The sequence below is a fragment of the Clostridium autoethanogenum DSM 10061 genome, from assembly GCF_001484725.1.
Lineage (GTDB): Bacteria > Bacillota > Clostridia > Clostridiales > Clostridiaceae > Clostridium_B > Clostridium_B ljungdahlii.
Genome location: NZ_CP012395.1, coordinates 925,756 through 942,577, shown reverse-complemented (window position 1 = coordinate 942,577; position 16,822 = coordinate 925,756). Strand labels below are relative to the sequence as shown.

The window sequence follows — 16,822 nt, the reverse complement described above, 5'->3', positions numbered from 1 at the left end:
CAATTTTTTTACGATTCAGAATAAAGCTTCATGCCTTCAATGATACTTTTCTTTTTTATGTATGAAATAAAGTTATGAACAGCAGGAGGAAAAATTCTATTTTTCTTATAAGCAAGGTAAATTTTCCTAGAGTATTTGGGATTAGTAATTTTTAATTTTTTTATTTTTGCATGTTTTAATGCAGGTGCTTCTGCTATGATAGATATGCCAAAGCCTGCAGAAACTAGTGCAGTAATTGCATATTCATCTGCAGCTTCACAAATTATTTTAGGTTTTATGTTTATGCTCCTCAGTAAGTTAGAAATAAATTTTCCAAGACCAGAATCTCTGTCATATCCCACTAAAGGATAAGATTTGATATCAACAAGATCAATATTATTAAGTTTACCAAGTGGGTGGTTTAGTGGAACTATAACAAATAGCTCTTGTTCAATAATTGGAACAAAAGTTATATCTGGTTCCTCTTCTACATAAGATGAAAAAATCAAGTCATATTTATCACTTTTTAAACCTTTAATAAGTTCATTTGTAAATCCTTGGTTGAATGTAAAAGTAACATTTTTGTTATCTTCTAAATCTAAAAAGTTACGTACTGTATTTGGAATGTAATGATGTGCTAGTGGAGAAATATATGCAATGTCAACATGACCTGTATCACCGCTGGCTAATTGCTGCATCTTTTTTTTGGCATTTTCCAATTCATTAAGTATTCTTTCTACATCTTTTAGAAATATACGACCATATTTTGTCAGTGTGACATTTCTACCTTGCTTTTCAAATAAACAAAGACCAAGTTCTGATTCTAAATTTGCCATTGAATTACTTAAACTTGGCTGAGAAATATTTAGTTCAGATGCTGCTTTTCTAAAGTGTTCAAGTTTTGCAACAGTTCTAAAATAGTATAATTGATTTAAATTCATATTATGGCTACCTCCAATATACATTAAAAATAATATACCATAATTCATAGAAAAAAACTATCAATAATCATAAAAAGATGTATTAGAATTATGGAAGATAATGAATTATAATGTAACTAAGAAATGTTAAAAAAATAACTATTATGTTGTTAAAAATAATACGATTTTTGTGAATTAAAAAATTACTTTTATTAAATTATAAATTTAGTTAAAAAATAAAAAAGATTGACGTTTAATTTTTTTATGAGTTACGATAACGATTACTATAAAATCGGAAGGAATGAAAATATGAAAAGTATAGTAAAAGTTAAAAATGTAAAATTAGGAGAAGGAATTCCTAAAATTGCAGTACCTTTTATGGGAAGAACTAATGAAGAGTTAGAGGATGATGTAAAATACTTAAAGACAATTAACCTTGATCTTGTGGAATGGAGAATTGATTACTACAAGGATGTAGAAGACATTGAGAAGGTAAAAGAAATTTTAACTAAGATTAGAGTTCAATTAGGTGACATTCCACTATTGGTAACTTTTAGAACTGCAAAGGAAGGTGGAGAAAAAGAAATTACGCCAGAATATTATGTTGAGCTCAATAAGGCAATTGCGGCGACTAAGAATGCAGATTTAATTGATGTTGAATTATTTATTAGTAATAGCAAAATAGTAAAAGAAATTGTTGATACGGCACATGAAAATGGAGTAAAAGTAATTATGTCAAATCATGATTTTCATAAGACTCCATCAAAACGAGAAATAGTATCTAGATTGTGTAAGATGCAGCAGCTAGGAGCAGATATACCCAAGATAGCAGTTATGCCTTCAACTCCTGATGATGTACTTGAGCTTTTAAGTGCAACTAATGAAATGAGGCGTGATCACGACCAAACTCCAGTTATTACTATGTCAATGGGACCTCTTGGAGTTATAAGCCGTTTAGCAGGTGAAACTTTTGGCTCAGCACTTACTTTTGGTTCAGCTAAAGCAGCATCAGCACCAGGGCAATTACAAGCAAATGAATTAGATAAATTACTTAAACTTATAACAGCAACTAAATAGTAGAATATAAGTAAAAATAAATATAATGTGAATGGGAGAGGTTATTATGACAGAAAGAATTACAGGACATACAGAACTTATAGGATTGATTGCATATCCCATAAGACATTCAAGTTCACCAGCAATGCACAATGAGGCATTTGCAAAATTAGGACTTGACTATGCTTATCTTGCATTTGAAGTTGGAAATGAAGAACTTGAAGATACAATAAAGGGTTTTAGAGCAATGAAAGTACGAGGAGCAAATGTATCAATGCCTAATAAAACAGTAGTACATAAATATCTAGATAAATTGTCAGAGGCAGCAGAACTTTGTGGGTCAGTAAATACAATTGTAAATGATAATGGTGTTTTAACTGGACATGTTACAGATGGTATTGGATATATGCAATCATTAAAGGATAATGATATAGATGTAATAGGAAAGAAAATGACAATAGTAGGTGCTGGTGGAGCTGCTACAGCAATTGAAGTACAAGCAGCACTAGATGGAGTAGCAGAGATATCAATATTCAATAATAAGGACAAATTTTTTGAAAGAGCAAAGAAGACAGTAAAAGATATAAATGAAAGAACTAAATGCAAAGCTAAATTATATGATTTGGCTGATCTTGATAAATTAAAGGAAGAAATAGCAGATAGCTACTTGTTTGCTAATGCAACAGGAGTAGGAATGAAACCTTTAGAGGGTAAGACATATATTCCAGATAAAAGCTTTTTGAGGCCAGATTTAATTGTAACAGATACTGTTTATGCACCAAGAGAAACAGTACTTCTAAAAATGGCAAAAGAAGTGGGATGTAAGAAGACAATGAATGGACTAGGAATGATGTTGTTCCAGGGAGCAGCAGCTTTCAAATTGTGGACGGGAAAAGATATGCCTATTGAACACATGAAGAAAGTATTAGACATTGAATATTAAAATAGAAATTGTATTTTAGTATTTTTGCGAGAGGTATTGAGCTTTAAGCTCCTTACCCTTGCTATGTTGTTTTTTAAAGATAAGTTTCGGAAAATTCTGTATTTTAACTGAATATGTTTTTTTGTGTGCACTTGAAAGCATCAGATTTTTTTTAGCATATACTTTTATCATATTTGCTAAAAGCAAGGTAGAATATAGGAAAATGGAGGAATAGAAAATGACAAAATATAAAAATATTTTTAGTTCACTAAAAGTGAAAAATATGATATTAAAAAATAGAATAGTTATGCCGCCAATGGGTACAAATTATGCAGCAGAAGATGGAGAAATCAATGAAGAACATATTAAATATTATGAGCAAAGAGCTAAGGGTGAAACAGGATTAATAATTATAGAGAATGTAGCTGTTGATTTCCCACTAGGTTCAAATGGAACAACACAACTTAGAATAGATCAGGATAGTTATATGCCTGGACTGTATAAATTAACTGAAAGATTACACAGATACGGTGCAAATGCTGCAGTACAAATCAACCATTCAGGTGCATCAGCAGTTCCATCTAGAATAGGTTGTCAGCCGGTTTCTTCTTCAAATATACCTTCTAAAACTGGAGGAGCTGTTCCAAGACCACTTGAAAAAGATGAAATATTAGATATAGTCCAAAAGTATGGTGATGCAGCAAAGAGAGTTCAAATAGCTGGATTTGATGCGGTAGAAATACATGCAGGTCATTCATATTTGATAAGTCAATTTTTATCTCCTCTCTATAATAAACGTACCGATGAATTTGGAGGGAGCGTTGAAAATAGGACAAGATTTGGAAGAATGGTAATTGATAGTGTGAGAAAAGCAGTAGGTCCTAAATTTCCAATATTATTGAGATTTAGTGCAGATGAATTTTTAGAGGGTGGTAATACTCTAGAAGATACATTAAAAATATTAGAATACTTAAATGATGAAGCTGATATATTTGATGTATCTGCAGCTTTAAATGATTCAATACAATATCAGATAGACAAGGCAGATCTTAAAGATGGATGGCGTTCATATATGTCTAAAGCTGTAAGAGATAAGTTCCATAAACCAACAATAACAGTAGGGAACATAAGAGATCCAAAAGTAGCTGAAAAAATACTAGCTGATGGAGAAGCAGATTTAATAGCAATAGGTCGTGGATTAATTGCTGAACCTAAATGGGTATCAAAAGTTAAAAATGGACAAGAAGACATGCTTAGAAAGTGTATATCATGTAATGTTGGATGTGCAGGACATAGAATAGGTTTAAACAAGCCAATAAGATGTACAGTTAATCCGGACATTATATATGAGGATACTTATAAAAAAAGAAAAGTTACAAAACAGACGAATGTAGTTGTTATAGGTGGTGGAACTGCTGGACTTGAGGCAGCTTGCACAGCAGCAGAATTAGGGTGCAGCACATTTTTATTTGAAAAGAAATCATATGTAGGTGGACTTGCAAGAGAAATATCAAAATTCCCAGCTAAGTACAGAATAGGTTATTTTCCTAGTTATCTAATAAAAAGAGCTGAAAACTTAAATAACCTAACAATATTTACAAATACCAAAGCTGATATTAAGAAAATAGAAAATCTTAATCCGGATTTAATAGTAAATGCAACTGGATCAAAACCATTACTTCCTCCAATAAAAGGGCTTGAAGAAAATATAGGTAAAGAAGGAGGAAAAGTAGATTCAATTTTTGGTGTATTTAGTAAAATTAGTGAATTTGAAAAAATGGATCTTACAGGTAAAAAAGTGGTTGTTATAGGTGGTGGAGCTGTAGGCTTAGATGTTATAGAATTTTTCTCAGAAAGAAAAGCAAAGACTTCAATAGTTGAAATGCTTCCTATGCTTGGCAAAGATTTAGATGTAGTATCAAAATCAGCTGTAAAGGAAATGCTGAAAAAATATGATGTTGATGTAAATACAAGTACAGCTCTTGTGGAAGTAAATGAAGATAACTTCAAGGTTAAAAAAGATGAAAAAGAAGTAACAATGAATTTTGATTATGGTTTCGTATGTCTTGGAATGAGATCACAAATTGAAGGATTAAAAGAAATTCAAGAGTACTTTGGAGAGAAGAATGTTGAAGTAGTAAATATAGGTGATAGTGTTAGAGCAAGAAAAATAATTGATGGCGTTAGAGAAGGAAGAGATGTTATTCTCGCATTAGAAAAAATAGGTGTACTGTAAAGGTTTTATGATAATTGAGCATATTTAATAACAAAATTTTTGATGGAAAGAGGAATGTATCATGACTAATGAATGCAAGAAAAGTACTTGCAAGCCACCCATCACAGTAAGTTCATGGACATTAGGTGATCAATGTAAATTTGAAGAAAGAGTTAAAGCTGCAAAAGAAGCGGGTTATGACGGAATAGGTCTTCGTGCCGAAACATATGTGGATGCGTTAAACGAAGGTTTATTTGATTCTGATATTTTGTGTATTCTCAAAAAATATGATATGAAGGTTACTGAAGTTGAATATATTACACTTTGGGCTGAAGATAATCGTTCTTATGAGCAAAAATACAAAGAGCAAATATGTTTCCATATGTGTGAATTATTTGGTGTTCAACATATAAACATTGGTTTAATGGAAACTTATAGTGTAGAACATACCGCACAGAAGTTAAGAGAATTATGTCAAAGAGCAGGCAAATATATTATTGGTGTTGAGCCTATGCCATACAGTGGTATTCCAGATATCAAAAAAGGTTGGGAAGTAGTTAAAGGCGCTGGTTGTGATAATGCCAAACTTATCTTGGATACATGGCATTGGGTAAGAGCAAATCAAGAAAATGATATTGAATTATTAGAAGGTATTCCAGCTGATAAGATTGTATCTATACAGATTAATGATGTTTATGAAAGACCTTATGCAAAATCCATATTAAGAGATGAATCAATGCATGACAGACTTGCACCAGGTACTGGAATTAATGCAACAGAAGGCTTTGTTCGTATGATCAAAGAAAAGGGAATCAAACCTGTATGTATTGGTGTTGAAGTAATAAGCGATGCTATTTTATCAAAAGGTGTTGCTGAGGCAGCTAAATTTACATATGACAATGCTAAAAAAGTGCTTGACAAAGCTTGGCCGGAGCTTTCTCCAAAGACAAAATAGTAAGTGCAATCAATCTTAAAAAGTGAAAGGATGATTTATCTTATGATATTTAAATCTATGTTTACACCAATAAAAATTGGTCCTATAACAGTTCCAAATCGTTTTGTAGTTTCGCCTATGGGAAATAATTTTGCAAATACAGATGGGTCTATGAGTGATAAGTCTTTGGCATATTATAGTGCTCGTGCTTGCGGCGGTTTTGGATTAATTACTTTTGAGGCTACTGTTGTTGATAAGAAAGCTAAGGGGGGAATTCGTAAACCCTGCTTATATGATGATAGTACTATAGAAAGCTTTAAACGTGTTATAGATGCATGTCATGAGGCTGGTGCAAAGATATCTATTCAACTTCAACATGCTGGAGCTGAAGGAAATGCAAAAGCTGCTGGGTATCCTTTAAAAGCTGCCTCTGCAATTCCAGCAGCAGTAGGTCGTGATATACCTATAGCTATGACAAACAAAGAAATTTATGAATTAATAGAGATATATGGAGATGCAGCAGTACGTGCAAAAAAAGCAGGAGCTGATGCAGTTGAAGTACACTGTGCACACGGCTATTTGGTTAGCAGTTTTATTTCTCCAAGAACAAATAAGCGTGTGGATGAGTTTGGCGGATGTTTTCAAAATAGAATGAGGTTATCCCGTCTTATTATTGAAAATATACTTAAAAAAGTTGGACATTCTATGGCAATTATTTGTCGTATAAACAGTTCAGATGAGATGGATGGAGGGTTAGATGTTCACGACAGTGCAGCAGTTGCTGCTTATTTAGAGGAATGTGGAGCAGATGCTATAAATGTTTCACGTGCGATACATCTTCATGATGAGTATATGTGGGCACCTACGCTTGTACATGGAGGATTTAATGCCGAATTAGTTACAGAAATTAAAAAAGCGGTAAATATTCCTGTTATTGCTGTAGGACGTTTTACAGAACCATATTATGCAGAATTATTAGTTCGTGAAGGAAGATGTGATTTGGTAGCATTTGGACGTCAGAGTCTAGCTGATCCAGAAACACCTAATAAAGCTGCAGCTGGACGTTTGGATGAATTAAGTCCATGTATTGCTTGCCTTCAAGGATGTGTTTGTAACATGTATCAAGGAAAGCCAATAACTTGTCTTGTTAATCCGCTGCTTGGAAGAGAAGCTGAACTTAAGAAAGCAGATACTAGTAAAAAAGTAGTAGTTGTGGGCGGTGGAGTTGGCGGTATGCTTGCAGCATGGATATCTGCTAATAGAGGACATGATGTAACATTATTTGAAGCAACTGACACACTTGGAGGACAAATGCGTTTAGCAGCTTATCCTCCAGGAAAAGGCGATATTACAAATTTAATACGCAGTTATATTACTAAATGTAAAAAGTATGGTGTAAAAGTTCGTTTAAATACAAAAGTAACTCCTGAACTTATAACTGAAGAGAAACCGGATGCAGTAGTTCTAGCTACCGGAGCAACACCACTTATATTACCTATACCAGGAATTAATGAATCTGGATTAATTCATGCAGTTAACCTTCTTGACGGAAAAGATTCCTGTGGCAAAAATGTTCTTGTTGTAGGTGGTGGAATGGTTGGATGTGAAGTTGCTGATTTCTTAGCTGAATTAGGCCACGATGTTACTGTTATTGAGCTTCGTGATGAAGTTGGAGCTGATGTAATTTCAGAGCACCGTAAATTTTTGATGAAGGACTTTGATAAATACAAAATTAGGACTGTTACTGGAGCTAAAGTTGCAAAGTTTTTTAAAGGTGGAGTTTCATACACACTAGCAGATAATAATGAATACAAGTTAGAAGGATTTGACTCTGTTGTTCTTGCTATGGGATCACGTAACTATGATCCATTAAGTGAAGAAGTTAAAAAAGTTATAAAAGAAACTTATGTTGTTGGTGATGCAACAAGAGCACGTAGAGCAATAGATGCAACAAGAGAAGCATTAGATGTAGCACTTAAAATATGATAACAGAAGGTTGAAGCAGTTTTAGGAGGCTTATATTTTAAATAGTTTTTTAATATATGCACTTAAATTTTTTCGTAAAGGCTTTAAGTTGGGTTGGATTTTGTGTCCAACCTAACTATTAGAGGTAAAAGGTTAAGAAATTAACAATAAAGTAAAAATTACCAAGATGATAGATTTATATGCATTAAATAGATGAATACATTAAGAAATAACCTTTCCTTGAGAGAATGAAAGGAGAAAGTAAATGAATAATAAAAAATATTATCCGACGGCTTTGGCATTATATTTAGCCTATTTTATACATGGTATTGGAGTATCAATTTTAGGACAGTACAAGCAAAACTTTGCGGGTGTATGGGGTGCGAAAACATTAGCTAATGGTACTTTTGATGTAAGTGTAGTACTTGCTGTTATTGCCGCACTTGGATTAGGACGTCTTATTGGATATCCTTTTGCTGGACCTGTTTCGGACAAGCTTGGAAGAAGGGTCTCTGGATTAATTGGTATAGTTTTTTATATCGCATATTTTGTAGGTATTATAATAGCACCAAATATGTATGTTGCGTATATATTTGCACTAATCGGTGGTGCAGCTAACTCGTTTTTGGATACATGTATCACTCCATCATGTTTGGAGATTTTTGTAGATTCAGGTGATGCTGCCAATATGTTTACAAAGTTTTCTATATCATTAGGACAACTTTTGCTTCCATTTGGGATAGGTTTTGTTTCAGCAAGCCATATGTCGTATAAAACAATCTTTATTGTAACGGCTATTTTACTTGTTATAGATGGTATTTTGATTGCAACTATGCCTTTCCCACCAATGAATAATAATGCCAAGGGTAAACCTAAAGAAAAAAGGATGAAATTTACAGTGACTAGTATTGCATTAATTTGTATAGGTTTTACATGCACTTCTACATTCCAGTTATGGTTAAATTGCAACCAAGAATTAGGAAAGTTATATGGACTTGCTAACCTGGGACAAATTCAATCATACTATGCAGTAGGATCAATGCTTGCTGTATTAATAACAGCAGCTCTTGTAAAAGGATTTCTTAAACCAGTTAGGGTACTTGTTCTATATCCTTTAATTTCTACAATTATGCTTATAATTATATATTTTATACAGACACCAACTATTTGTTTAATAGGTGGATTTGTAATTGGATTTACAGCAGCAGGTGGAGTGCTTCAGTTGGTCACATCTACAGCAAATGCAATGTTCCCAGCAAATAAAGGTAAGATTACTTCTATAGTCATGATTGCATCTAGTATAGCAAACTATGTTATTTTAAATATTGCAAGTGTTATAACAAAATCAGGTGGCGCAAATGGGCCAAAATATGTTGTATTATTCAATGCTGTAATCACTATTATAGGAGTCTTACTTTCAGTATTTGTAAATAGGCAATATGCAAAATATGCAATAGAACAATAGGAATAGAGTCTAATAAATAAGTTCAATTACAGTTATTATAATACATGAAATTAAATCACATTTATTTAAAAAAATAATTGTTTGAAAATTTTTAAAACTTTAATTGCGAAAGTTAAAATTAATTTAAATAAATTTAATGAAGGATGGAGGAATAACAATGCGATAATATGACACTAATAGTTTAGAGAAAAACAACTAAAGAAAGGTGGTTTACATGGTTTTTTAAATGTTTGGATGTTAAGTGAGTATTATGGTTATTGGTACAGACTGTATATTAATTTTAAAATTATGTTAAATCAATAGTTAAATTAAATAATTTTTTATAAAGGAGGAATATATCAATGGAAACTTCAACAAAAAAAATACCTGGAGCAAGATGGCTGTATATTATGCCAGTATGTTTTATTACAACTTTTTTCTATTTTATAGACCGAAATATTATAAGCATAGCGTTGCCAGGAGGTCTTCAGAAAGGGCTTGCGTTAAATTCTACAATGGCAGGTTTAGTAGCAGGGGTATTTTCAATCGGCATATTGTTTCTTTCTGTACCAGCGGGGCAGATGGCTCAAAAAGGAAAAGTTAAAAAATTTGTTTCATTTTGTATTGTTGGATGGAGTGTATTTACTATACTTACTGCATTCGTTCAAAATGGATGGCAGCTAGTGGTAGTTAGATTTATTATTGGATTTTTTGAAGGTGCATTCTCTCCAGCAATAACTACTATATTTACATTTTGGTTTCCAGATAAACATGGGGAACGAAATAGGGCAAATTCAACTTATTTTACAGCTATTTCAATAGCAGCAGTTTCTATGGGACCTATTGGAGGAGCTCTCATACAATTTTATGGATGGAGAAATTTATTTATCATACTTGGTGTATTAAGTTTAGTAGGTTTTGTTTTATGGCAATTTCTTATATTTGACAGACCTGAACAGGCAAAATGGTTGAGTAAAGAAGAAAGAGATTACATAGAAACAACTATACAGCAAGAACGTGAAGAGGCTAAAAAAGTAGCAGGGGATGTTGAAGTAAAAAGTGAAAAGTTGCCTTTAGGGCTTCTACTGCGTAACAAATATGTATGGTGTTTATGTATTGTAGGTTTTACTGTAAATATTGGCCAATTTGGATATACAATTTGGATGCCTACTATGATTAAAGCTATTACAAAAACCAATATTTTAAATGTAGGTTTTATATCCATAGTACCAAACATATTTACGGTAATTGGGCTTTGGCTGTGGACTTATCTTGCAACTAAGATAAAGAGCAGGAGACTTACTACAGGTTTACCACTTATTATGTTTGCTGTATTTTTGGTAATAGCGAGTTTGCCATTAGGACTAAACCCAGTAATTAAAATTGGATTATTATGTCTTGTCAGTATATTTGTACAGGGGCATATGCCGAGTTACTATTCAATACCATCTCTTGTATTGGTAAAAGAGCTTGATGGACCAACAAGAGGTTTGATGGCTGCTGCTATGGGGTTAGGTTCATTTGTTGGACCATATGCAGTAGGTTATTTTATTACACTAACTGGATCATCAAGTGCTGGAATGTACTTTTTAACAGCTATGCTTGTAATAGGAGGGTTGTCTACCCTAATGCTACCGAAAAATATGGTAGCAGGTTCTTCAGAATCTAAATAAGTATAAAGCTTAATGATAACGTTTGTAATTTGTTGCCAAGCTTTAATTATTAAGCGACGATTATATTTTGTAATATTTATCCGATGGCTACCATCCGTAATACCCCCATCGCACACAGCGAAAGCGACTATCACCAAATCAAAGATTTGGGATATCTGCTTTTCTTATAAAGTGGGGGATAACGGTTGCTACGCCCCTGGATAACGATTTCTAAGTTTCAGATGGAGAAAAAACTCCACCTGAAACAAAGAACTCTGTTTATTTGCTGCGATAAGTATACAATAAAAATATTACTACAATTAGGAGGAGATTGTTATGTTGAATAATAATGATGGAATTGGCGTGGAAGTATCAAATGAGGCATTAATAATGTTAGATGTAGAAAAGGTTTTTAAAAAAACTTACTTAGATATTCCATATGCCAATGAAAGTAAACATCAGAAAATGGATATAATTATTCCAAATGAAGGAGAAGGGCCATTTCCAGTAGTTATTAATATTCATGGAGGTGCATGGTTCTTTGGAGATAAGAGAAATGTGCATACAAGGTCAGCAATTCAGTTAGCTTTTGAAGGATATGCTGTTGCAACTATTAATTACAGATTAAGTGGTGATGCAAAGTGGCCTTCACAAATATATGATTGTAAGGCAGCTGTAAGGTTTTTAAGAGCAAATGCTGCTAAGTATAATATAAAAACAGATAAGATTGCAGTGTTAGGCAGTTCAGCAGGAGGTCATCTTGCTGCGATGCTGGGGGTCACAAATGGACGCCCTGAGTATGAAGATTTATCAATGGGTAATTCAGAATATTCTAGTGATGTACAAGCTGTAGCAACATGGTTTGGAGTTTTTGATTTTGTTAATACAGAAAATCATAAAAGACAGCTTGTTAGAGAAGGAGAAACCTATAAGTGTCAAGATGATGGTGTTGCAGATCGTCTAATGGGATGCAGCATGGAAGAAAACAAAGATAAATATATTTCAGCATCTCCAATTTATCAGATGAGAAAGAATATGCCCCCAATGTTAATTCAACAGGGTACATCTGATAAAGTAGTACCATATCTTCAAGCAATAGAGTTCTTTAATAAGTATATAAAGATTTGTGGAGATGAAAATGTACACATTGATTTGCTTGAAGGGGCTGGTCATGGTGATAATGCCTTTAGAACTGATGAAAATATGTACAAAGTTCTTAGGTTTATGGATAAATATATTATGGGAGTTAAAGATAGGACATATGGTCCAATTCCTAAGATACCAATGATTAAATCAAGTGATTCTTAGGTTCAGGTGGAGTTTGCTTATAAGGAATACTTTTTCTCCATCTGAACCTTAGAAGAACTTATCCAGGCGCATAGCAGTGTTTATTCCCCACTTTGAAGAAGATGTGGGTATTAGCAATGGTAGCGATCGGATAAATATTGGAAAGTTATTATTTAAGGAGTGACATATAATGAAAGTAAAATTACATCCTGGATATGAGGTGCTAGAAAATCTTCCATCTGATGTAAAAGAGGCAAATAAATTGATTGAACCATTTAAGCATTGTGATATACCAGATGATATTGAAATATATGATTCAAAAGTTCCTGGCATAGATGGTGAACCTGATGTGTCAATAAGGGTTTATAGAAAAAAGGGAAGTTCTAAGGCTCCATTGATTTTAGGCATACGTGGAGGAGGATTTGTAGCTGGAAATATTGACAATGACAATGTACGTGATATAAGTTTTGTAAAAAATGTTCCCTGCACTGTTATTTCCGTAGACTACAGATTGGCGCCTAAACATCCTTATCCTGCACAACTCAAGGATTGTCTTGCTGCATTAACTTATGCACATGACCATCCAGATGAATTTGGTATAGATCCTGAAAGAATTGCAGTATTTGGAACGAGTGCAGGTGGCGCAATTGCAGCAGGATTATGCTTGTATTTGCGTGATCATAATGGTCCTAAAGTTTGTATGCAAATTTTAAATTTTCCTACTGTTGATTATTTAGCTAATACAATGTCAGCTGCGCAAATGTTTGATGATGTACCTATGGTTAAAGGTAATGGTTTATCTGATGTATGGAAATTATATCTTGGTGATCATGGATTTAATGGAACTCAACCTCCATATTATGCAGTTCCTGCTTTAGCAAGAGATTTATCTGGTTTGCCAGCTACATTTGTTGTTACATTGGAATATGATCCACTTCGTGATGAAGGGATAGATTATGCTAGAAGATTGATGGAGTTTGCAGTACCTACAGAATTATATAGCCTGCCACGTGTTTGTCATGGTTTTGATATGGTACCTGCTAATTTGACATTGTGGATAAGGGAAGGTATGTATAATTCCCTTAGACGTGAATTTAATATGCTATAAGTATACAAGCTTAAGAAAAGTATATTTAGAAATGATTTAAAAGATAAAACTACTTTAAAAAATAAGGTAGTTTTATCTTTTTTGTGTAAATACAAGTTATATCCATTGCTTTTTAACTATATAAATAATATAGAAAATTAAAAGGTAGTGTGATAGGTAAATGAATGCTCGAAGCAAGGTTATATGTCCTTTAATCGTAGATAAGGAACGCAGTTCAAAGGCTTTTACTAGTGAAGCTATAGATTTAATTGAAAGGAGAAAGACGAAAAAATTAAATGCTATATGGCTTGAAGTAACAGGATGTTCAGGAAATATCATTTCTTTTTTAAATAGTGAAAATCCTGGACTCGATTATATTTTGGAAAAACTCATTAATTTAAAATACAACAATACTCTAATGACTTCAGAAGGGGAGTATGCCTTTAAACAATTCTTAGATACATTGAATACTGAATTTATACTATTAGTAGATGGAGCAGTATCTACTGCCCAGAACGGTTTTTATAATATTGTTGCCAATTATGAAGGAAACCCTGTTACTGCACTTGAAGCTGTAAAAATGGCAGGAGAAAAAGCAAAGCATGTTCTCTGTGTAGGAACTTGTGCATCCTATGGTGGAATTTCTGCCGCCAGGCCAAACCCTTCAGAAAGCAAAAGTGTTAAAGAAATACTAAATCGTGAAGTCATAAGACTTCCAGGCTGTCCATGCCACCCGGATTGGGTAGTTGGAACTTTAGCACACTTGGTTGCTTTTGGAAAACCACAATTGGATAAAGAAGGAAGACCTCTTCTTTTTTATGGAATTACCATTCATGATAGTTGTACAAGAAGAGGATTTTTTGATAACAGAATTTTTGCAAAAAAATTTGGAGAAAATGGATGCATGTTTAAACTTGGATGCAGGGGGCCTGTAACTAAAACAGATTGTCCTAGGAGAAAGTGGAATGGGTACGTGAACTGGCCTGTTGAAGACAATACCAACTGTATAGGATGTGCAAATTCTAGATTTCCAGATGGTATGGAACCATTTGTAAGGTATTAGTGAGGAGGGTGCTATGAAAAAGAAAATTACAATTGATCCAATTACGAGAATAAGCGGTTTTTTGGAAACTAAAGTGCAAGTAGAAAAAAATATTATAGTAGATGCTGAAACTAGTGGATTGCTTTTTAGAGGATTTGAAAAAATGTTAAAGAACAGAGAGCCGCTGGATGCAGTATATTTTACAGAAAGAATTTGTGGAATATGTTCAACAGCTCATGCCGTGGCGGCTGCTACAGCTCTTGAAGATGCTTTGAAGATAAAAATTAGTGTAAATGATTCGTATATGCGTAATTTAATACATGGTTTTGAATTTATACAAAATCATATAAGACATTTTTATAATTTGACCATACCAAGTTATGTGAAGATGCCCGATATAAATCCTCTTTCTTCAAATCAATATGAAGATTATAGATTGCCTTATAACCTAAATAAAAAGATAAGTGAAGATTATATTGAAAGTATTAAATACAGCAGGTTAGCCCATGAAGGGTTGGCTATCCTTGGAGGAAAAGCCCCCCATAATCATGGAATTTTTGTTGGAGGAGTTACCATAAATATAGATCCATATAAACTCACAAAAGTTAAATCTATTATTTCTCAAATTAATAAATTTGTAAGTAGTGTTATGTTAGAGGACATGAACATAATTTCAAAATACTATGCTGATTATTTTAAAATGGGAGGAGCTTATGGAAACTTTATGACTTATGGAATTTTTGACAAGTATGCTGATCCTGAGATAAGTTATGTAGGACCTTCTGTATTAATAAATGGACGAAAGTATAATTTCAATAGTAATAAAATTACGGAAAACATACTCCACACCTGGTATACAAGCGATGATGAAACGATAAATTTATCTAAAGAAACAGGTTACAGCTTTATAAAATCGCCAACCTATAATGGATATTCTATGGAAGTAGGACCTCTAGCAAGATTGATACTTTCAGGTGAGTATACTGGTGGAAGTTCATGTATGGACAGAAATGTTGCCAGAGTACTTGAAACAAAAAAGATTTTAGAAATTATGCAAGGACTTGCAGATAGAATTAAGCTTATTCCAGCAGAACAAAGAATATATCAAATACCAGATAAAGCATTTGGTGCAGGATTAATTGACACAACTAGAGGATCCTTGGGACACTGGATAAGTATAGAAGATAAATTTATAAAGCATTACAATATTATAACTCCTACAGTGTGGAATATGGGGCCAAGAAATCAATCAGGTGCGCTTGGAATTGGAGAAAAATCTTTAGTTGGAACGAAAATAAAAGATATAAAGCAGCCTATAGAAGTTGGGAGAATTATGAGATCTTTTGATCCTTGTGTTTCCTGTGCAACGCATCTTGTAAGTGATAAATATGAACCAGTGGATGTACAGGTTATAGTATGAAAGCAAAAGTTATTGCTCTAGGAAACATATTGATGGAGGATGATGGCATTGGAATTAGAATACTGGAAAATATAAAGGAGGAGCTTACGCATAACAATGTTGAATCTATAAGTGGAGAGACAGATGTGGAATATTGCATTTCCCAAGTAAAAGATGGTGATTTTATATTTATAATAGATGCTTCTTATAATGGAAAAGTTCCAGGTACGATAACAGTTGCCAGCTTACAAGATTATAAGTGTAAAAAGAAATATTATACTCAGCATAGCTATAGTTTCATAGATTTGATAGGAGTTTATTACAAATCCTTAACTGGATTTATTATTGAAATTGAAGCAGCTAGTATAAGCTTTAAATTGGGACTTAGCCATAATTTACAGAATAAGCTTAAGTCTATTTCAAAAGATGTATTGAAAAATATTTTTCTGAGATTGAATGATAGAGCATGGGAGGAAAAATAGTTGGATTTTTATTTAATGAAAAGGCTGAAGATAATTAGGAGAAAAATTACTTTTTATAAAAGAAATAGTATGTTTGCTGTATGTCCTTTTATAAAAAGCCATTATAGACATCTCATGAATATTCAAATAGGGGAATTAGAAAAACTAATGAATACAATGAACAAAGATATAGTAAGACAGGAAAAACAATTTACTTTGGAAGAACTTTCAAAATACAATGGTGCTGGTGGCTCTCCGGCGTATGTTGCTGTAAATGGAATAGTGTATGATGTGAGTTTGTCTCCTGTATGGGGTGGAGGGACGCATTTTAGTCTGTATGCTGGAAAAGATTTAACTTTACAATTTAAGGCATGTCACAGTGGAGAAACAAAGATATTAAATGGTCTACCTAAAGTGGGAGAGTTAAAAATTTAATAACAAATTAGTTTTGAAAAAGGG

At 33.1% G+C, this 16,822-nt stretch carries 14 protein-coding genes; 13 read left to right on the top strand and 1 reads right to left on the bottom strand.

Annotated elements, in window-relative coordinates; genetic code table 11:
• Positions 1-8: 8 nt before the first annotated feature.
• Positions 9-920, bottom strand: a complete 912-nt coding sequence (locus CLAU_RS04115) for a LysR family transcriptional regulator (protein WP_013239515.1) — start codon at positions 918-920, stop codon at positions 9-11.
• Positions 921-1,208: 288 nt separating this feature from the next.
• Between CLAU_RS04115 and aroD the strand changes: the two genes are divergently transcribed.
• The 13 genes from aroD to CLAU_RS04050 all read left to right on the top strand — a co-directional run bounded on the left by aroD (position 1,209) and on the right by CLAU_RS04050 (position 16,798).
• Entirely contained in the window at positions 1,209-1,976 is a 768-nt protein-coding gene (gene aroD / locus CLAU_RS04110; protein ID WP_013239514.1) for a type I 3-dehydroquinate dehydratase, read from the top strand.
• 46 nt (positions 1,977-2,022) lie between these two features.
• Positions 2,023-2,898, top strand: coding sequence for a shikimate dehydrogenase (locus CLAU_RS04105; protein WP_013239513.1), 876 nt, complete (start codon positions 2,023-2,025; stop codon positions 2,896-2,898).
• A gap of 217 nt (positions 2,899-3,115) precedes the next feature.
• Entirely contained in the window at positions 3,116-5,113 is a 1,998-nt protein-coding gene (locus CLAU_RS04100) for an oxidoreductase (protein ID WP_013239512.1), read from the top strand.
• A gap of 61 nt (positions 5,114-5,174) precedes the next feature.
• Positions 5,175-6,047 carry a sugar phosphate isomerase/epimerase family protein gene (locus CLAU_RS04095; protein ID WP_013239511.1) on the top strand — a complete coding sequence of 291 codons (873 nt, stop codon included), beginning with the start codon at positions 5,175-5,177 and terminating at the stop codon, positions 6,045-6,047.
• Between the two features lie 42 nt (positions 6,048-6,089).
• Positions 6,090-8,012 carry an oxidoreductase gene (locus CLAU_RS04090; protein WP_013239510.1) on the top strand — a complete coding sequence of 641 codons (1,923 nt, stop codon included), beginning with the start codon at positions 6,090-6,092 and terminating at the stop codon, positions 8,010-8,012.
• A gap of 244 nt (positions 8,013-8,256) precedes the next feature.
• Positions 8,257-9,456, top strand: coding sequence for an MFS transporter (locus tag CLAU_RS04085; protein ID WP_013239509.1), 1,200 nt, complete (start codon positions 8,257-8,259; stop codon positions 9,454-9,456).
• Between the two features lie 341 nt (positions 9,457-9,797).
• Positions 9,798-11,108 carry an MFS transporter gene (locus CLAU_RS04080; protein WP_013239508.1) on the top strand — a complete coding sequence of 437 codons (1,311 nt, stop codon included), beginning with the start codon at positions 9,798-9,800 and terminating at the stop codon, positions 11,106-11,108.
• A gap of 315 nt (positions 11,109-11,423) precedes the next feature.
• Entirely contained in the window at positions 11,424-12,395 is a 972-nt protein-coding gene (locus tag CLAU_RS04075; protein WP_013239507.1) for an alpha/beta hydrolase, read from the top strand.
• Between the two features lie 169 nt (positions 12,396-12,564).
• The gene (locus CLAU_RS04070) at positions 12,565-13,482 is read left to right on the top strand and encodes an alpha/beta hydrolase (protein WP_013239506.1); all 918 of its coding nucleotides are present in this window, start codon (positions 12,565-12,567) and stop codon (positions 13,480-13,482) included.
• Positions 13,483-13,642: 160 nt separating this feature from the next.
• Positions 13,643-14,524, top strand: a complete 882-nt coding sequence (locus tag CLAU_RS04065; RefSeq protein ID WP_013239505.1) for a hydrogenase small subunit — start codon at positions 13,643-13,645, stop codon at positions 14,522-14,524.
• 13 nt (positions 14,525-14,537) lie between these two features.
• Complete coding sequence (locus CLAU_RS04060) at positions 14,538-15,923, top strand: nickel-dependent hydrogenase large subunit (RefSeq protein ID WP_013239504.1); 1,386 nt, start codon at positions 14,538-14,540, stop codon at positions 15,921-15,923.
• Entirely contained in the window at positions 15,920-16,384 is a 465-nt protein-coding gene (locus CLAU_RS04055) for a hydrogenase maturation protease (protein ID WP_013239503.1), read from the top strand. Before CLAU_RS04060 ends, CLAU_RS04055 begins: the two co-directional genes overlap by 4 nt.
• A complete protein-coding gene (locus CLAU_RS04050) occupies positions 16,385-16,798 on the top strand; it encodes a cytochrome b5 domain-containing protein (RefSeq protein WP_013239502.1) in 414 nt (137 codons plus the stop codon). It abuts the gene before it with no gap.
• Positions 16,799-16,822 lie beyond the last annotated feature (24 nt).